Here is an 18,309-nt window from a genome sequence, read left to right on the forward strand (position 1 = left end):
TATTAAGGGATACGACGTTACGAGCGGGAGATCGGGCTCAGGCGCAGCAGGTGAATACGACGGCTGTCGGCATTCAGGATGCGGAAACGATACGCGCCGATTTCGGTGATTTCGTTACGCTTGGGCAGATGCCCGAACGCATTCATCACCAGACCGCCGACGGTGTCGAATTCGTCGTCGGAGAATTCGCTGTCGAAGAACTCGTTGAAGCTTTCGATCGGCGTCAGCGCCTTGACCAGGAAGTCGCCGCTTGGCAACGGCTTGATGTAGCTGTCTTCCTCGACGTCGTGTTCGTCCTCGATGTCGCCGACGATCTGCTCCAGCACGTCTTCGATCGTCACCAGACCCGCCACGCCGCCGTATTCGTCGATGACGATGGCCATGTGGTTGTGGTTGGCACGGAACTCACGCAGCAGCACGTTGAGGCGTTTGGATTCCGGCACGAACGTCGCCGGACGCAGCAGGTTCTTGACGTCGCCAGCGCCGCCGTTGTCCTTGAGGATCAATGGCAGCAGGTCTTTGGCGAGCAGGACGCCCAGCACGTCGTCGTGGCTTTCACCAATCACCGGGTAGCGCGAGTGCGCGGAGTCGATGACCGCTGGCAGGAATTCACGAGGGCTTTGGCTGGCCTTGATGCTGATCATCTGGGAGCGCGGCACCATGATGTCGCGCACCTGCAGGTCTGCGACCTGAATGGCGCCTTCGACGATGGCCAAGGCTTCGCTGTCCAGCAGCTTGTTTTGATGGGCTTCGCGCAGCAGCTCAAGCAGCTCCTGGCGGTTTTTCGGCTCATGGGCAAATGCCTGGGTCAGTTTGCCCAACCATGACTTTTGCCCGTTGCTCGATCGGTCTTCGCTCATAGCCCTTACTCGTGGTCCTTGCCTGGTGTTTCTGTGTTTGGGGTGTCGACGCGTTCATCGTCGGCGTAGGGGTCGGGATAGCCCAACTCTGCAAGCAACTCCCGTTCCAGTGCTTCCATCTCTTCGGCTTCGTCATCTTCGATGTGATCGTAGCCCAACAAATGCAGGCAGCCGTGAATCACCAAATGCGCCCAGTGCGCGTCCAGTGCCTTGCCCTGTTCGGCGGCCTCGCGGGCCACGACAGGGACGCAGATCACCAGATCACCCAGTAAGGGGATATCCAGGAGTTCGTCGGGAACATCGGCGGGAAACGACAGCACGTTGGTGGCGTAGTCTTTGTGACGCCACGTGTGATTCAGTTCCCGGCCCTCGGCTTCGTCGACCAGCCGGATGGTCATTTCTGAATCCGCCGAGCGCTGGCGCAGGCCCATTTCACACCAGAGGCGGAATTGGGCTTCGCTCGGCGCGCTGGCTTGACTGGCGACCTGCAGATCCAGCTCAAGCATCGCGGCGGTTGTCCCGTGAGCCGTCCTGATCGTTGCGCTCTTCGAAGCGCTCGTACGCCTCGACAATGCGCTGCACCAGCGGGTGGCGCACAACGTCTTTGGGCTTGAAGTGGGTGAAGCTGATGCCGGGAACGTCCTTGAGCACTTCGATGACGTGATTCAGGCCGGATTTCGTGCCTTTGGGCAGGTCGATCTGGGTGATGTCACCGGTGATCACGGCCGTTGAGCCGAAGCCGATACGGGTCAGGAACATCTTCATCTGCTCGACAGTGGTGTTCTGACTCTCGTCGAGAATGATGAAGCTGTTATTAAGGGTCCGGCCACGCATGTAGGCCAGCGGCGCGACTTCGATGACCTGTTTCTCGATCAGCTTGGCCACGTATTCGAAGCCCAGCATCTCGTACAGCGCGTCGTAGAGCGGTCGCAGGTAAGGGTCGATCTTCTGCGCCAGATCGCCGGGCAGGAACCCGAGCTTCTCACCCGCTTCAACCGCCGGACGCACCAGCAGGATGCGGCGGATCTGCTCGCGCTCCAGCGCGTCGACAGCGGCAGCCACTGCAAGGTAGGTCTTGCCGGTACCGGCTGGCCCGATGCCGAAGTTGATGTCGTTGGCGAGGATTTCCTTCACGTACCGCTGCTGATTCAGGCCGCGAGGGCGAATCATGCCTTTCTTGGTACGCAGGGCTACGCCGACTTCGGCGGCAGGGTGGTTATCCAGCTCTTCAACGCCGGACTCCTGCAGGAACAGATGCACCATGTCTGGCGACAGCTCGGTACTTTTGGTTTCCCGGTACAGTCGGCGCAGCAGGTTTTCTGCCGAAGTGGTTTGTTTTCGCTCACCGATCATCTCGAACTGGCCTCCGCGATTGCGGATCTCGATGTCCAGGCGCTGTTCGATCAGGCGCAAATGCTCGTCGAATTGCCCGCACAGATTGGCGAAGCGGTGGGCCTCGATAGGTTCGAGGCTGAAACGATGTGGTTCGATAGGTGCGTTCAAAGTGGTTTTTAGCCGCCCGACGGCAATAAAGGTGAAAGGAAGGATAACCCCTGCGGACGGTGTCCGAAAGGGCTCACTTACTAATGGTTGGGTCGCGGTTGCAATCGCACATTGTCGTCAAGCCGGATGTGAACCCCTGTGGGAGCGAATTCATTCGCGATAGGCCCTTACCGTCGATAAATATTTATCGCCTGATAGTCCGCCTCGCGAATGAATTCGCTCCCACAGGTCATGCAGTCATCCGCAAAATCCTTGGCGTATCGCCTTTCAGATGCGGGCGCTTGCTTCGGCTTATTGCAACAACGACCCGCGCAGCGAGTGAGGTTGCGCGCTGTCAATGTAGACGTCGGCGAACTGACCGATCAGCTTCGGGTTGTCGCAGCGGAAGTTGACGATGCGGTTGTTCTCGGTACGGCCTTGCAGCTCGCCCGGGTCCTTTTTCGAGTAGTCGGTCACCAGAATGCGCTGCACGGTACCCGCCATCTTGCGGCTGATTTCGAAGCCCTGGCGGTTGATCAGGTCCTGCAGCTGCTTCAGTCGCTCCTTCTTCACCTCTTCCGAGGTGTCGTCGGCGAGGTCCGCCGCGGGCGTGCCTGGGCGGGCGCTGTAAACAAAGGAAAACGAGAAGTCCATGCCGACGTCTTCGACCAGCTTCATGGTCTGCTGGTGGTCCTTCTCGGTTTCACCGGGAAAGCCGACGATGAAGTCCGAGCTGATGCAGATGTCGGGCACCGCCGCGCGCAGCTTGCGCAGGCGTGACTTGTACTCGAGCACCGTGTGATTGCGTTTCATCGCTGCCAGAATACGGTCCGAGCCCGACTGAACCGGCAAGTGCAGGTGCTTCACCAGTTCGGGGACTTCGGCGTGGGCCTGGATCAGGCTGTCCGAAAACTCCAGCGGATGCGAGGTGGTGTAGCGGATACGGTCGATGCCGTCGATGGCCGCGACAACGCGAATCAGCTCAGCCAGGTCCGCAACGCGACCGTCGTGGGTCGTGCCGCGATAACCGTTGACGTTCTGGCCCAGCAGCGTCACTTCGCGCACGCCGTTTTCCGCCAGATGGAAAACCTCGGTGATGACGTCATCGAACGGGCGGCTGACTTCTTCGCCACGGGTGTAGGGCACTACGCAGAACGTGCAGTACTTGCTGCAGCCTTCCATCACCGACACATACGCACTCGGACCATCGACGCGTGGCTCGGGCAAATGGTCGAACTTCTCGATTTCCGGGAATGACACGTCGACCTGAGGCAGGCGTGTCGAACGCGCGGCGTCGATCATGTCCGGCAGACGGTGCAGGGTCTGCGGGCCGAAAACCACGTCAACATAGGGCGCGCGATCACGAATCGCCGCGCCTTCCTGACTGGCCACGCAACCCCCGACGGCGATCACCATGTCGGGATTGGCCAGTTTCAGTTCGCGCCAGCGGCCAAGCTGGGAGTAGACGCGGTCCTGCGCCCGCTCGCGGATGGAGCAGGTGTTGAGCAGGATGACGTCAGCATCTTCCGCGCGAGCGGTGACTTCCAGTGCTTGATGTTCGCCCAGCAGGTCGACCATGCGCGAGCTGTCGTACTCGTTCATCTGGCAACCGTGGGTTTCGATGTAAAGCTTCTTGGCCATGCGGGTTCATCAGGTGATTCAAAGAACCGCGCATTATAGTGACCCCGGCCTCGGGTTCCTAGCGTCGTCTACCGAGCGGCATGCTATAGTTCGCGCCCTTTTTCAAACCCCGATCATTGCCTGCCTGTTATGACCAAACGCGAAGCTCCAATCTACAAGGTGATTTTTCTCAACCAGGGACAGGTGTACGAAATGTACGCCAAGCAGATCTATCAGAGTGATCTGTGGGGCTTCCTGGAGGTGGAGGAGTTCGTCTTTGGTGAGCGCACGACGGTGGTGGTGGATCCCAGCGAAGAGAAGCTGAAGGCGCAGTTCGACGGCGTAGTGCGCAGTTTCGTGCCGATGCATTCGATCGTGCGCATCGATGAGGTCGAGCGGATGGGGACGGCGAAGATCAGCGAAGCGCGTCAGACCGGAAATGTGATGCCGTTTCCGATGCCGATGCCTGATAAGTAGGTTTCTGGGTTTTTGGGTTTTGGATGGTGTGAATATCCGTTTCTGCGGTAACGGCGACCTAGGGTTCCGCTCTTACAGCGGGTCACTTTTGTAAAAGCGACAAAAGTAACCAAAAACGCTTTGCTCCTGGTTGGGTCCGACTTCGTCGGATTCCCGCACTCCGACGACGCTCCGTGGGCCCGCGCCAAACGGACATCCATGTCCTGACGGCGCTCTCGCGGCATCCATGCCGCTCGACCCACTGCGCGTCGTCTACGTTTGGCCTGCACCCAAGTCGCGTTTGGCGGTGTCTGGACCGTCGCGTACAAGAGCAACTCGGGCTGGAGCTAACGCTCATCGCATTCTTGATCGTGCATCAATTACCCTTACTCCACTCTCAACTGTAGGAGCGTGGCTTGTCCCGCGATCGGCGGGGAACCCGTCGTAAACCATGCCCACGCGGTCTGCCCGACAGACCGCATTCACAGGGATTGCTGCCGGTTCCCGGCAGATCGCGGGACAAGCCACGCTCCTACGCCTTCGGCAGAATCAACAGCAGAGCGGTCATTCGCAGCTCTGTTCTTGCTTTGCTTTTGATCTTCGTACTCGACAGTCCAGACGACACACATCGCGACTTGGGTGCAGGCTGAACGCAGGCGATGCGCAGTGGGTCGAGCGGCATGGATGCCGCGAGAGCGCCGTCAGGGCATGGATGCCCGTTCGGCGCGGGCCCACGGAGCGTCGCCGGAGTGAAGGAACCCGACGGAGGAGGGCCAAACCAGGAGCAGGGCCTTTTTGGTTACTTTTTCGGCTCTTGGAAAAAGTGACCCGCCGTAAGGGCGGAAAGGTGATTCAGCGCCACCCGAGAAAATGGATAAGCTCTCAAACCTTCTTGCTTTGAGGCTTTGCTAATTTCGGGAGTGACGAGCTTTCGTCGCCAAGCCAGGCGAAATTGAATCCGCTCAGGGCTTGGCGCTATCAGGAAACGGCGCAAACGGCGTGCGCCCTTCAGCCGTTTGCAGTTCAAGCAGGTACTTGCGGAAGATCTGACCCAATACTTGAGTCGCCACTTCCAGATCTTCCTTCTTCATCTGCCCCGACACTTCGTCGGCCTGATCCAGTGCATCTTCCGAACCGTTGACCGCCGCCATCTTCAGCACGATGTAAGCCTGAATGTTATTGGCCTGCACGCCCTCGCCACGGAAGAACATCAGACCCAGTTGATACTGCGCCTGTGCATGACCCTGTAACGAAGCCTGTTCGAAATAGTTGAGCGCTTGAGTGAGGTCACGCGGCGTGCTTTTGCCGTCGTAATAAAACTGTCCCAACTCGTATTGTGCCTGCGCATCCCCGCCTTGCGCCGCCTGCTGGCAGGCCGACAACGCTGCGGGCAGGTTGTCTGGCTGGGTATTGAGGGTGCAACGACCCACCGCTGGGATTAACAACGAGTTGCCACCTGCGTTCGCCAGCAGGGGATGAAGAAGCAACAGGCAGCCCAATGCAAGGGTGCGGCCGGTGCGGTTCATGGAAGTCGACTTACCTCTGAAAAAGGTGCGGGCATGCCCGTCCAGCTAAACGTGCTGGCTGCGCATTATGAAATAAGCAGGGCCAACCTTACAAAGTCTTTGCAGAATTTCTGCTGCGCGGGCTTGATTCGCCTGTAATCAGGCGGTCTGGCCGATCTGCGAAAGTAAATATCTAACAAAATAACCCGAGAACAACGCAATTCAACTGTAGGAGCGTGGCTTGTCCCGCGATCTGCCGGGTACCGGCAGTAACCCCTACTGACGCGATTATCTCTGACACTCCGCGTTCACCGATTCTGCTGTCGCTGCGCGACAGATCGCGGGACAAGCCACGCTCCTACGAGTTTTGAGCAGCCGTTGTTTCACCGGTGGCTCATTACTTCAGCTTCGCAAACGCCTTCTCGGCCGCATCCAGCGTCAACTGCAACTCTGCTTCGCCATGGGCGATCGAGGTGAAGCCCGCTTCGAATGCACTCGGCGCCAGGTACACGCCACCTTCGAGCATCGCGTGGAAGAAACGCTTGAAACGGTCGGCGTCGCTGCTCATCACGTCCTGGAAGGTGACGATCGCCTTGGCGTCGGTGAAATACAAACCGAACATACCGCCAGCCTGTGTCGTCACGAACGGAATGCCCGCCGCGTCGGCACGCTGTTGCAGCCCTTCGAGCATGCGCGTGGTGTAGGCGCTCAGTTCGTCATGGAAACCAGGACGGCTGATCAGTCGCAAGGTGGTCAGTCCGGCCGCCATCGCCAGCGGGTTACCCGACAGCGTACCGGCCTGATAGACCGGCCCGAGCGGCGCGATGTGCGACATGATTTCGCGTTTGCCGCCGAAGCAGCCGACCGGCATGCCGCCGCCGATGATCTTGCCGAAGGTGCTCAGGTCAGGTTTGACGCCGTAGTGCGCCTGAGCGCCGCCGAGGGCGACGCGGAAGCCGGTCATCACTTCGTCGAAAATCAGCACCACGCCGTGCTTGTCGCATTCTTCACGCAGGCCTTGCAGGAAACCCGGCGCAGGCGGCACGCAGTTCATGTTGCCCGCCACAGGCTCAACGATAATGCACGCCACTTCCTGACCGACTTCCGCCAGCATCGCCTTGACCGCGTCGATGTCGTTGAACGGCAGGGTCAGGGTGTGTTTGGCGAACGCCGCGGGCACGCCAGCAGAGCTCGGCACGCCCTGAGTCAGTGCGCCGGAGCCGGCTTTGACCAGCAGGCTGTCGGAGTGGCCGTGGTAGCAGCCTTCGAATTTGATGATGCTGTCACGGCCGGTGTAGCCGCGCGCCAGCCGGATTGCGCTCATGGTCGCTTCGGTGCCGGAGCTGACCATGCGCACCATTTCCATTGACGGCACGATCGAGCAGACCAGATCGGCCATCTCGGTTTCCATCGCAGTTGGCGCGCCGTAGGACAGGCCGTGTTCCAGCTGTTTGCGCACGGCGTCCAGCACGTCCGGGTGGCTGTGGCCCAGAATCATCGGGCCCCACGAGCCGACATAATCCACATAGCGCTTGTCGTCTTCGTCGGTGACGTAGGCGCCCGCGGCATGTTTGAAGAACAACGGGGTGCCGCCGACGCTTTTGAAGGCGCGAACCGGCGAGTTGACGCCACCGGGGATGTGTTTCTGTGCGTTGGCGAACAAGGTTTCAGAACGGGACATGATGAGGTCTCTGTTTGAATCGGTCATAAGAGGGCGTGCGGTCGGCCAGATTCGGGATCAGGCCGACTTGAACAAATCGTTGAAAGCGCGGGCGCGGCGTGTCACTTCCTGGGTGCTGTCAGCGCCGAACAGGCCATGCACCACGGCCAGCAGGTCGGCGCCATGGGCCACCAGCGGGGCGGCGTTTTCCAGGGTGATGCCGCCGATGACGGCAATCGGCAGATGGATGCGTTTGCGCGCCTGATCGAGCAGGTCGAGGCTACAGGTCGGCGCGCCAGGCTTGGTGTTGGAGTTGAAAAAGCGACCGAACGCGACATAAGTCGCGCCATCGGCTTTGGCTTTATCGGCGAGCTCCAGCTGCGCGTGGCAGGTGGCACCGACGATGGCCTTGTGGCCGAGCAACGCGCGGGCGTCCGGCAGCGAGCCATCGGTCTGACCCAGGTGCACGCCCACGCCGAGGCGCGCGGCGACTTCGGCGTCATCGTTGATGATCAGGCGGGTCTTGTAGCGCTCGCACAGTTTGAGCAGCGCCGAGGCTTCGCGCAGGCGTTTGGTTTCGTCGCCGGATTTGTCGCGGTATTGCAGCAGGGTCACACCGCCCTCGAGGGCGGCTTCGACATAAGACAGGAATTTGCCGGCCAACAGTTGACTGTCGGTCACGGCATACAAGCCACGTAGTTTCATGAAGGTGCCTCTTTATCGTGGCGTTACGAGCAAAAATCCAGCGGCAGGCGGCGAGGAACGAACTGGCCTTTGCCCAATTGTTCGGCGTCGCGCAACGTGCGCCAAGTGTAGTCCAGCGCGGTCTGCACAGCGCTGATCACGTCTTGGCCGAGCGCCAGGCGCCCGGCCAGGGCGCTGGCCAGCGTGCAGCCTGAACCGTGATAACTGCCTGGCAGGCGCTGACAGGTAAATGTCCGCGACTGGCCGTTGCGCAAGTAAAGGCGGTTGTGCACCTCGTGCTCGTCGCCGTGGCCACCGGTGATCAGCAAGTGCTCGCAGAAAGGCAGCAGCTTTTCTGCGCATTCGTCGGCCGTGCCCTCGGGCAGTTCGGCGAGGATGCGTGCTTCAGGGAGGTTCGGCGTGGCAATCGTGGCCAGCGGCAGCAGGCGCTCGCGCATCGCATAACCGACTTCATCTTTGCCCAGGCGTCCGCCGCCACCGGCGCGCAGCACCGGATCGCATACCAGCGGAAGATGCGGATGGGCCTCAAGCAGCTCGACAACGGTATCCACCATCTCCAGCGAGCCGAGCATCCCCAGCTTTACCGCTGCTACAGTCGAGTCGTTGAGCACGGCATTGGCTTGAGCCATCACCCAATCGCGGTCAAGGACCCGGAAGTCAGTGACGTTCACGGTGTCTTGCACGGTCAGGGCCGTGACCGCAGGAGCGGCGTGGCAACCCTGTGCGAGCAGGGCTTCGATATCTGCCTGCAAGCCGGCGCCGCCACTGGGGTCGTGGCCGGAGAGACAGAGGACAACGGGGCGGGAGCTATAGATATTCATGGTGCGCGAGCTTACCACTAAAGCTTTTGCCGGGCCGCTGGTCGGCCGTAGATTTTTCGCGGCCAGGCACTGTAAGGCTCTAGCGCGATGGTTTCGGGGATGCCTGTGCCGATCGTCTTGAAAGGAAAAGGAAAGCTTGGCGTGCGACGATTAAGATGGTGTCATCTAGCTATCAATCGCTATGCTGTTGGCTTAGTTCGTCGTCCCTGCCAGAAGAGTGAATGCAAGTGCGTTGCCCGTTAAGCCTGTCGGCCCCTCTCAGGATCGTGTTGTCTCCAATGGAACGGGGCATTCACCACGCCGCCCAGAATGAAGCGGGTGGTGTTGCATGCGCTTTTTACTGACGCTGCTTTTCATGCTGCTGCCGATGCTGGCAGGCGCCGTCGAGTTCGACGAAAACACCCGGTCGTTGCCGTTGGGCCCTGCGACTCAGGTCTTCGAAGACCCCACCGGCACCGCCACGATCGAAGACGTTTCCTCGCCCCAGGGCGCCGCAAAATTTCGTGCACTGGACGCCGGGTCGCTCAACGCCGGTTACTCGCGGTCGGCGTTCTGGCTGAAGGTGCAATTGACCTACAGCCCGACCAACCCCGTGGCGTCGGCCGACTGGCTGCTTGAGCTGGCCTACCCGCCGATGGATCACGTAGACCTTTACCTGGCCAGCGACACCGGGCAGCCGAGTCTGACCTGGAAAACCGGTGACATGCTGCCTTTCCAGAGCCGCCAGATAAAACAGAACAACTACCTGTTCGACCTGAATCTGAAGGCCAATCAGAGCAAGACGGCGTACGTGCGCGTCGAAAGTCATGGCTCGATGCAGGCACCCCTCAATCTGTGGGCCAGCCACGCGTACATCGAGGAGCAGCCGTCGCGGTTGTACATCCTCGGGATGATCTACGGCGTCCTGGCGGTGATGCTGGTCTACAACCTGTTCATCTACCTGAGCGTGCGGGACACCAGCTACCTCTATTACATCCTCTATATCAGCTGCTTCGGTCTGTATCAGGTGTCGGTCAATGGTGCCGGGATCGAGTTTCTGTGGCCTGACGATCCGTGGTGGGCCAACACGTCCACGACCTTCCTGATTGCCGCCGCGATCCTGTTTGCCAGTCAGTTTGCTCGCAAGTTCCTGCAGACGCCCCGGCTCGGTTTCTGGATGGATGGCCCGCTGTTGCTGATGATGGTGTGCGCGGCGGTGATCATGGTCTTGTCGCTGACCATGGATTACGGCATTGCCCTGCGCCTGGTCACGGCATTGGTGTTGATCTTCACGCCTGTCATTCTCCTGATCGGCATCGTTGCCTGGCTGAAAGGGCGTCGGGTTGCGCGGTATTTCATCTTTGCCTGGTCGGCGTTTCTCATCGGTGGGGTGATCAACGCCACCATGCTGCTGGGGCATCTGCCGAACAATTTCTGGACGATGTACGCCAGCCAGATCGGCTCGGTGGTGGAGGTCGCGTTGCTGTCGCTGGCGTTGGCCGACCGCATCAACACCATGCGCGAGCGTCAGGCGCAAATCATGGCGCAGTCGAGCAAAGACCTTGAAAAGCTCAACCAGCAGCTAGCGGTGAGTAACCGGTTGAAGGACGAGTTCCTGGCCACGCTGACCCACGAGCTGCGCACACCGATGAACGGCGTCATTGGGTCGCTGGAACTGATGCAAATGGAAGGCGCCGAAGACGACATCGAGTTGTATCGTCAGACCGCCGCGGATTCTGCGCAAAACATGATGGGCATCGTGAACGGCATCCTGACCCTGACCGAGCTTCAGGCCGGAAGGATCAGTGTGCAGAACGAAGCCTTCAGCCTGCGGCATCTGTTGTTTCAGGTGCGCAGCGCATTCGAACCCCTTGCGCGCAGCAAGGCACTGACGTTGAGCGTCGAGCTGGCCGAGCACTTGCCGGACAGCCTGCAAGGCGATGCGTTGAAGCTGCGCGAATGCCTGGATTGCCTGATGGACAACGCCGTCAAGTTCACCAAGGTGGGTTCGATCAGGATTCGCGTCAACGGTCAGTGCACCGACGCCCATCACGTGCGCCTGCTGGTCGATGTGATCGACACGGGTATCGGCTTCAATCGCCTGGACGAAGAAACGCTCTACGCCAACTTCTATCAGGTGGACGGTTCGATGACGCGCGAGTACGGCGGCCTGGGCATCGGGCTGGCGATCTGTCGGCAGTTGATCGAGTTGCAGGGCGGTCGCCTGAGCCATCAGTCCGAGCCGGGCAATGGCAGCCAGTTCCGGTTGAGCCTGGATGTGGTGCGGGCGAAAGAGGGCAAAAGCGCCGTTATTTAGTCGTCTATGGCGCTTTGTTCAACGTCGGGTGCGTGATTCACTGGCTTTCATCTGCGCTCGCTGCGCAATGGCCGGACCGGAGTCGCCTTATGAACCTGCATCAGTTCGCCGAGACCCACGAGGTCACCAACCAGCCCCCGTCACTGGAGGGCGCCAACCTGTATCGCATCGACCTGCCGTTGCAGGAGTGGTCCAAGCGGTTCGGTGCAGGATGGGCGCAGTCGAAGATCGATGCTTACGGTGCCCTGGCGGGTGGGCCATTGATGGAAGCCGGCTTTCTCGCCAACCAGAACAAACCGGTGTTCGCCAGCCATGACCGTTACGGCCATCGCATCGATCTGGTCGAGTTCCATCCCGCCTATCACCAGTTGATGCAAACCGCCGTCGAGCACGGCATTCCCTCGCTGCCCTGGACCGACCCTCGCGAAGGCGCCCACGTCGCCCGCGCGTCCATGAGTTACCTGCACACGCAAGCCGAAGCGGGCAGTGGCTGTCCGCTGACCATGACATTCGCCAGTGTGCCTGCGCTCAAGCTGCAGCCTGATTTGGCAGACGTCTGGTTGCCCAAGATTCTCGCGACCCAGTACGACCCGCGTAACGTCGGCATCGCCCACAAGGCGGGCGCCACCATTGGCATGGCCATGACCGAGAAACAAGGTGGTACCGATGTGCGTGCGAACACCACGCGGGCGTATCCGGTGGGTCAACCGGGGCCTGGCCAGGCCTACGAACTGGTGGGCCACAAGTGGTTCTGCTCGGCGCCGATGTGCGACGCCTTCCTCACGCTGGCGCAGACCGACAAAGGGCTGACCTGTTTCCTGCTGCCGCGCCATCGCCCGGACGACACCCGTAACGAGTTTTACGTTCAGAGGTTGAAGAACAAACTGGGTAACTGGTCCAACGCCTCCAGCGAAGTCGAGTTCCGTGGCGCTTTGGCGTGGATGGTCGGTGAGGAAGGGCGCGGGGTGCCGACGATCATTGAAATGGTCGCCATGACTCGCTTCGATTGCATGACCGGTTCCAGCGCCTTGATGCGCCAGGCACTGACTCAAGCCGCGCACCACTGCGCGCACCGCAGCGTCAGCGGCCGTCTGCTCAGCGAGCAGCCGTTGATGCAGAACGTACTCGCCGACCTGGCGCTGGAAAGCGAAGCGGCGTTGGCGCTGAGCCTGCGCATGGGGCGCTCGCTGGAGCGTCTGGACGATACCCATGAGGCGCGGTTTGCCCGGCTGGTGACGGCGGTGGGCAAGTACTGGATCTGCAAACGCGCCCCCGCGATGATCAACGAAGCGGCTGAATGCATGGGCGGGGCGGGGTATGTCGAAGACACCATCCTGCCGCGCCTGTATAGAGAGGCGCCGGTCAACTCAACATGGGAAGGTTCTGGCAACGTGCAGTGCCTGGATGTCTTGCGGGCCTTGTCCAAGGAGCCTGGCGTGCTGGATGCGCTGTTCGACGAACTGGGCGATGGTCACGGGGACATGCGTCTGGCGGCGCACATCGAGCAGTTGAAGACGGCGTTCAAGGACACCTCCGACATTCAGTACCGCGCGCGACAGTTGACCGAAGACATCGCCGTCGGGCTGCAGGCCAAGTTGCTGCTGGAAGCGGGAAACGCGGTGGTCAGCGACGGTTTTATCGCCGGGCGTATCGAGCAGCCGGGACGGGTATACGGCGCGCTGCCGCGAGGGGTGAATGTCGAGGCATTGGTAGCCAGGTCCTCGCCGCAAGTCTGAAACGTTGAGCTGAGATGTAGGAAATCTGCTTCTGCCCGTAGGAGCGTCGCTTGTCCCGCGATCGGCTGCGCAGCAGTCGTGAACCATACGCCTTGGTGGTGTCAGGACTGTTGAGTTTGCAGCCATTGCTGGCGGTTCCCGCCAGATCGCGGGACAAGCCACGCTCCTACACCGGTTTTCGGTCGGCCGGTGATCGTGCGGCGGGTGAAAGTCCCTGTAGGAGCCATCGGAGGTTACGACGGTCGCGAAGCGGTGTCCCTGACACAACTCGTGCCTTCCCCTTCCGTTGCAGGCAAGATGGAGCCTTGCAAGATCAGAAGGATGCGCATCGTGACCGAAGCTTTTATTGTCGTAGAAACCGCCGAGCAAGCTGTGGACCGGCTTGCCGAGCTGCACGGACGTGCAACCACAGCCTTGAGCCAGGCGCTCAAGCGTTATCTCAAAGACCGCGTCGAGCCCGACGCCGTTGAGCGCAAGCTGTTCCGCTACCCCGAATTACGCCTGACCTATCACTGTCACGGCGAAGTGCCGCTGACCACGCGCGCCTATGCCAAGGTTCAACTGCCTGGCACCTACAGCGTCACCGTGACCCACCCGGCAGCCTTCCGTAAATACCTGATCGAACAGCTCGTGCCGCTGATGAACGATTTCACCGTGACGGTGGAAGTCGGCGTCAGCGAGCAGAACATTCCTTACCCCTACGTGGTCGAGCAGGGGGACGAACTGGCCGGCACAGGCGTGACCGCCGCGACGCTGGCGCGCGTGTTCCCGAGCACCGACCTGTCCGCCGCCACCGACGGCATCGCTGACGGCCTGTACGACTGGGCCAACACCGATCCGCTGCCGCTGGCGCTGTTCGACGCCGCCCGTGTCGACTTTTCGCTGCGTCGTCTGGTGCATTACACCGGCAGCGACTGGCGTCATGTTCAGCCGTGGATCCTGCTGACCAACTATCACCGCTACGTCGACCAGTTCATCGTTCACGGGCTTGAGAAACTGCGCGACGACCCGCGATTCGTGAAAATGGTGTTGCCGGGCAACGTCGTCGTCGACAAGAGCATGGATTACGGCGAGGCTCAGGCCATCGTTTCCAGCGTGGTCTGGCACCGCTATCAGATGCCGGCCTACCACCTGATTGCCGAAGACGGTCACGGCGTGACGCTGGTCAACATCGGTGTCGGTCCGTCCAACGCCAAGAACATCACCGACCACCTGGCCGTATTGCGTCCGCATTGCTGGCTGATGATCGGTCACTGCGGCGGCTTGCGTCAGTCGCAGACCATTGGCGACTACGTGCTGGCCCACGCCTACATGCGCCGCGACGGTATTCTTGACCGCGTGTTGCCGCCGAACATCCCGATCCCGGCACTGGCGGAAGTGCAGCTAGCGTTGCAGGAGTCGGCGGCGCAGATCACCGGCGAACGTGGCGACGACTTGAAGAAGCGCCTGCGCACCGGCACCGTGCTGACCTACGACGACCGCAACTGGGAGCTGCGCTGGGCTCAGGAACGACCGCTGATCAACCTGTCGCGCGCGGTCGCCGTGGACATGGAAAGCGGCACCATCGCCGCTCAGGGTTATCGTTTGCGCGTGCCGTACGGGACGCTGCTTTGCGTGTCGGACAAGCCGCTGCACAGCGAAATCAAGCTGCCGGGTTCGGCCAATGCCTTCTATGAGCGCGCGGTCACCCAGCATCTGAAGATCGGCATCGCGGCGCTGGACCTGATGCGGACCCAGCTGAATTCGTTGCACTCGCGCAAATTGCGCAGCTTCGACGAGCCGCCGTTCCGTTAATCGGCTAGGCGTTTAGCGAAAGGGCCACTAAAGTGGCCCTTTCTGTTTTCGCTTACCTCCGTCAGTCTGAGCCCACATGCCTCGCACTCAACGTCCCGCCTCGCGCCGTCCCGCGCCCAATGCCTCTGCTGCACCCCGTCGTGTCGCCAAGGCGCCTCCCGCCGAACCGCGACTGGTTCTGTTCAACAAACCGTTCGACGTGCTGACCCAGTTCAGTGATGGAGAAGGGCGGGCCACGCTCAAGGATTTCATCGACATCCCCGGGATTTACCCGGCAGGCCGGCTCGATCGCGACAGTGAGGGCCTGTTGCTGCTGACCAACGACGGACAGTTGCAGGCGCGCATTGCCGACCCCAAACACAAACTGGCCAAAACCTACTGGGTGCAGGTCGAGGGCGAGCCGTCTGAAGCGCAGCTGCAACAGCTGCGCGACGGCGTCGAACTGAACGACGGCCCGACGCTACCGGCGCAGGCGCGACTACTGGATGAACCAGAGCTGTGGCCGCGCAACCCGCCGGTCCGCTTTCGCAAGAGCGTGCCGACTAGCTGGCTGGAGTTGATCATCAAGGAAGGGCGTAATCGGCAGGTACGCCGAATGACTGCGGCCGTTGGGTTGCCGACGTTGAGGCTGGTGCGTGTGCGCATTGGCGACTGGAGCATCGAGGGGCTGGATCAAGGGCAGTGGAAGGAAGTGCCGGCAAAACTGTAGGCCTTGGGCTCAGCATTCGCCGAAAATCCCGCGCTGGGTGCGAACCCTTGTAGGAGCGCGCTTGCCCGCGATTGCCATCTGTCAGTTACCGATGATGTCGCTCATATACCGCTATCGCGGGCAAGCGCGCTCCTACAAAAAACAGACTGTCGGCGCTAACGACTTCAGCCATGCTGCTCAAGATAGGCAATCACCACGCTCTTGATCACGAACGCCAACACCCCAAGGCCCAGGACACCGAACAGGATCATCGTGCCAAAGCGTCCGGCTTTGGATTTCTTCGCCAGGTCCCAGACGATGAAACACATGAAGCCGATCAACACGGTGACCAGAATGGTCATCATCCATTCTTCGAACACTTCGGGTTCCATCGGGCGTCTCCGGTGAGTCGGTATGACTGGCGATTATAGGTCTGTCGGGTTGCGCGTCAGCTGCGCAGATGCACCAGGGGTAATTCGGTGCTGGCCAGCACCTGATTGAGCACGAAACTTGAGCGCACGCTGGTCACGCCATCGATGCGGGTCAGGTGGCCGAGCAGAAATTTCTGATAGTGGTCCATGTCCGGCACCACGACCTTCAGCTGATAGTCGGCATCGATGCCGGTGACCAGGCTGCACTCCAGCACTTGCGGCAGGTTGCGGATGTGCTGTTCGAAGTTCTCGAAGCGGTCGGGCGCGTGTCGGTCCATGCCGATCAGCACATACGCCGTCAGGCTCAACCCCAGTTTTTTGCGATCGAGCAGGGCGACCTGGCGCACGATATAGCCGTCGTCTTCCAATTGTTTAACCCGGCGCGAACAGGGCGAGGGAGAAAGACCGATGCGTTCGGCCAGCTCCTGATTGGAAATACGCGCGTCGCGTTGCAGCTCCGCCAAAATGCTCAGGTCATATCTGTCGAGCTTGCTCACGATTGACACCTTTATTGGATAGATTGCGCTGAATTATTCATCCGAAGTGAAAAATTGCGCAAGTGGTGTTTTCACCAGCAACATTCGCAATCCTCTGTCGCCCGTCAAAGCCTATTCTTTTAACCAGAATCACTGCCCGGACACAGCGTCCAGCGCGGCCCGCCGAATCAGGCCAGCCGCGGCCTCCAGCCCAACAGGGTTGACCAGGCCACCGGGCTACGCACTGTTCAGAAGACGATGCGAGGTGAGCCGGCGTCAAAAGCGTCGAGCCAGGACGAAGTATTCAAGAGAGGGCCCATGAGCCCTCTTTTTTGTGCCTGCGATTTTTAGCGAGCGCTTCGGCACAGAGCCATCGCATCGGGCGCACGCGCACGCCTACAGTTTCATCCGGCACGCTGATAGAGTGCGGCGAACGGCGCACCCAGAATGCAGTCCTATCAACAGGTATCCGCGCCGCAGTGAGGAAAGCATGAACATGCGCATCTGGCGTTTGGCAGGTGTCAGTCTTTTGGCCTTGAGCATCAGTGCTCAGGTGCTGGCCGACGATAATAATCAGCAGCAACAGCAACAGCAACAACACAATGAGCAGCGTCAGCAACAGCAGCGTAGCTTCGATAATCAGCGTCAGCAGCAACAGAACCAGCAACGCAGCTTCAATGAAGATCGCCAGCAGAATCAGCAGCGCGAACAACAGCAGCAACAGCAGCAACAACAACGCCAGCAGCAACAGCAGCAGTACCAGCAGCAACGCCAGCAGGAGCAACTCAACCAGAAGCGCCAGATTCAGCAGAACCAGCAGCAGCGCTTCGATCAGCAGCGTCAGCAGCAGGAGCGCGAGCGCAATCAGCAACAACAGCAGCAGATGCAACAGCAGCAGCGTCAGGAGCAGCTTCAGCAGCAACAACGCCATCAACAACAGCAGTTGCAGCAGCGCCAGTTACAGGACCGCCAGGGCAATCTGCCGATCCAGAGTCGGCCCGACACCGTGCGTCAGACCGAACAGCCGCGCCAGGGTTTTTACCGCGACCTCCCGCGCGACCAGCAACCCCATGGAAACTGGCAGGCCGGTCGGCCGGGTGGTCATGGCGACGGTTGGGGCGGCGGACCGCGCTATCGCCCTGGTTATGAAATAGACCGTATGCCGGGTGGCTATTCCCGCGTGCCCTATCGCGGCAACGACTACTTCTACTCGGGTGGTTATTGGTATCGCCCGCAAGGCCCCCGTTATGTCGTGGTCGCTCCGCCCCGTGGGGTTCGGGTGCGTTATCTGCCTGACTATGCGCAGCAGGTCTGGTTAGGCAGCGCGCTGTTCTTCCTCGCGGCCGGCACCTATTACACCTACGAGCAAAGCACTCAGGAATACGTGGTCGCCGAACCGCCGCAGGGCGTCGAACCGGTGTACAGCCCGGAAACCCTGCCGCAACCGCCTCAGCAGCCCACCGACCCGTTCGACGTGGTTGCGTATCCGGCCAATGGCCAGACGCAGCAGCAGGTCGAGCAGGATCGTTATGACTGTTATCGCTATGCCGTGCAGCAGAGCAACTTCGATCCGGCCAACGCAAGCTATCAACCCGCGCCCGAAGTCGTCGGCATTTACCGGCAAGCGATGGCGGGATGTTATGCGAGCCGTGGGTACAACGTTCAGCAGTAGGACTATGTCACTCCTATAGGTTGTGTCCATGCCGCAAAGCTTCGGATCACCGCAATCCCTGTAGGAGCAGTCCGAGTTTACGAGGGCCGCGAACGCGGTGGGTCATT

At 60.5% G+C, this 18,309-nt stretch carries 17 protein-coding genes; 6 read left to right on the forward strand and 11 right to left on the reverse strand.

The features are described 5' to 3' along the window. Positions 1-17 precede the first annotated feature (17 nt). The 4 genes from BLS87_RS25770 to miaB all read right to left on the reverse strand — a co-directional run bounded on the left by BLS87_RS25770 (position 18) and on the right by miaB (position 3,983). Positions 18-860 (reverse strand): HlyC/CorC family transporter, encoded by an 843-nt coding sequence (locus tag BLS87_RS25770; RefSeq protein WP_074757034.1) that lies wholly within the window; start codon positions 858-860, stop codon positions 18-20. 5 nt (positions 861-865) lie between these two features. Then, positions 866-1,366, reverse strand: coding sequence for an rRNA maturation RNase YbeY (gene ybeY, locus BLS87_RS25775; protein ID WP_074757036.1), 501 nt, complete (start codon positions 1,364-1,366; stop codon positions 866-868). Next, positions 1,359-2,363, reverse strand: a complete 1,005-nt coding sequence (locus tag BLS87_RS25780; RefSeq protein WP_074757038.1) for a PhoH family protein — start codon at positions 2,361-2,363, stop codon at positions 1,359-1,361. Before BLS87_RS25780 ends, ybeY begins: the two co-directional genes overlap by 8 nt. A gap of 291 nt (positions 2,364-2,654) precedes the next feature. Then, positions 2,655-3,983: a tRNA (N6-isopentenyl adenosine(37)-C2)-methylthiotransferase MiaB gene (gene miaB, locus BLS87_RS25785; RefSeq protein ID WP_074757040.1), complete on the reverse strand. Its 1,329-nt coding sequence runs from the start codon at positions 3,981-3,983 to the stop codon at positions 2,655-2,657. Between the two features lie 129 nt (positions 3,984-4,112). On the opposite strand from miaB, the gene BLS87_RS25790 reads away from it, so the two are divergent. Next, a complete protein-coding gene (locus tag BLS87_RS25790; protein WP_062384926.1) occupies positions 4,113-4,439 on the forward strand; it encodes a DUF1820 family protein in 327 nt (108 codons plus the stop codon). A gap of 941 nt (positions 4,440-5,380) precedes the next feature. On the opposite strand, the gene BLS87_RS25795 is transcribed toward BLS87_RS25790, so the two are convergent. The 4 genes from BLS87_RS25795 to BLS87_RS25810 form a co-directional block, all read right to left on the reverse strand. Then, positions 5,381-5,944: a tetratricopeptide repeat protein gene (locus BLS87_RS25795; protein ID WP_074757042.1), complete on the reverse strand. Its 564-nt coding sequence runs from the start codon at positions 5,942-5,944 to the stop codon at positions 5,381-5,383. Positions 5,945-6,320: 376 nt separating this feature from the next. Next, the gene (gene hemL / locus BLS87_RS25800) at positions 6,321-7,604 is read right to left on the reverse strand and encodes a glutamate-1-semialdehyde 2,1-aminomutase (RefSeq protein ID WP_074757044.1); all 1,284 of its coding nucleotides are present in this window, start codon (positions 7,602-7,604) and stop codon (positions 6,321-6,323) included. Positions 7,605-7,661: 57 nt separating this feature from the next. Then, on the reverse strand, positions 7,662-8,288 hold the full coding sequence (gene thiE / locus BLS87_RS25805) for a thiamine phosphate synthase (RefSeq protein ID WP_074757046.1): 627 nt from the start codon (positions 8,286-8,288) through the stop codon (positions 7,662-7,664). 23 nt (positions 8,289-8,311) lie between these two features. After that, complete coding sequence (locus BLS87_RS25810) at positions 8,312-9,109, reverse strand: hydroxymethylpyrimidine/phosphomethylpyrimidine kinase (RefSeq protein ID WP_074757048.1); 798 nt, start codon at positions 9,107-9,109, stop codon at positions 8,312-8,314. A gap of 328 nt (positions 9,110-9,437) precedes the next feature. On the opposite strand from BLS87_RS25810, the gene BLS87_RS25815 reads away from it, so the two are divergent. The 4 genes from BLS87_RS25815 (at position 9,438) to BLS87_RS25830 (ending at position 15,644) form a co-directional block, all read left to right on the forward strand. Further along, entirely contained in the window at positions 9,438-11,405 is a 1,968-nt protein-coding gene (locus BLS87_RS25815; RefSeq protein ID WP_074757050.1) for a sensor histidine kinase, read from the forward strand. Between the two features lie 89 nt (positions 11,406-11,494). After that, a complete protein-coding gene (locus BLS87_RS25820) occupies positions 11,495-13,141 on the forward strand; it encodes an acyl-CoA dehydrogenase family protein (protein ID WP_074757052.1) in 1,647 nt (548 codons plus the stop codon). 321 nt (positions 13,142-13,462) lie between these two features. Further along, the gene (gene amn / locus BLS87_RS25825; RefSeq protein WP_167362105.1) at positions 13,463-14,935 is read left to right on the forward strand and encodes an AMP nucleosidase; all 1,473 of its coding nucleotides are present in this window, start codon (positions 13,463-13,465) and stop codon (positions 14,933-14,935) included. A gap of 76 nt (positions 14,936-15,011) precedes the next feature. Next, positions 15,012-15,644, forward strand: a complete 633-nt coding sequence (locus BLS87_RS25830) for a pseudouridine synthase (protein WP_074757054.1) — start codon at positions 15,012-15,014, stop codon at positions 15,642-15,644. A gap of 164 nt (positions 15,645-15,808) precedes the next feature. Here BLS87_RS25830 and BLS87_RS25835 read toward each other — a convergent pair whose 3' ends face one another. From BLS87_RS25835 to BLS87_RS35015, 3 genes are all read right to left on the reverse strand, one after another. After that, positions 15,809-16,015, reverse strand: coding sequence for a DUF2788 domain-containing protein (locus BLS87_RS25835; protein WP_074757056.1), 207 nt, complete (start codon positions 16,013-16,015; stop codon positions 15,809-15,811). A 56-nt stretch (positions 16,016-16,071) separates the two neighbouring features. Continuing rightward, positions 16,072-16,551 (reverse strand): Lrp/AsnC family transcriptional regulator, encoded by a 480-nt coding sequence (locus BLS87_RS25840; RefSeq protein ID WP_074757058.1) that lies wholly within the window; start codon positions 16,549-16,551, stop codon positions 16,072-16,074. 283 nt (positions 16,552-16,834) lie between these two features. After that, positions 16,835-17,461, reverse strand: a complete 627-nt coding sequence (locus BLS87_RS35015) for a hypothetical protein (RefSeq protein ID WP_341845439.1) — start codon at positions 17,459-17,461, stop codon at positions 16,835-16,837. Between BLS87_RS35015 and BLS87_RS25845 the strand changes: the two genes are divergently transcribed. After that, positions 17,414-18,202, forward strand: a complete 789-nt coding sequence (locus tag BLS87_RS25845; protein WP_083370763.1) for a DUF6515 family protein — start codon at positions 17,414-17,416, stop codon at positions 18,200-18,202. The two genes, BLS87_RS35015 and BLS87_RS25845, sit on opposite strands and share 48 nt — an antisense overlap. The last annotated feature ends 107 nt before the right edge of the window (positions 18,203-18,309 follow it).

It is taken from the genome of Pseudomonas abietaniphila, assembly GCF_900100795.1.
In the GTDB taxonomy this organism is placed as follows: domain Bacteria; phylum Pseudomonadota; class Gammaproteobacteria; order Pseudomonadales; family Pseudomonadaceae; genus Aquipseudomonas; species Aquipseudomonas abietaniphila.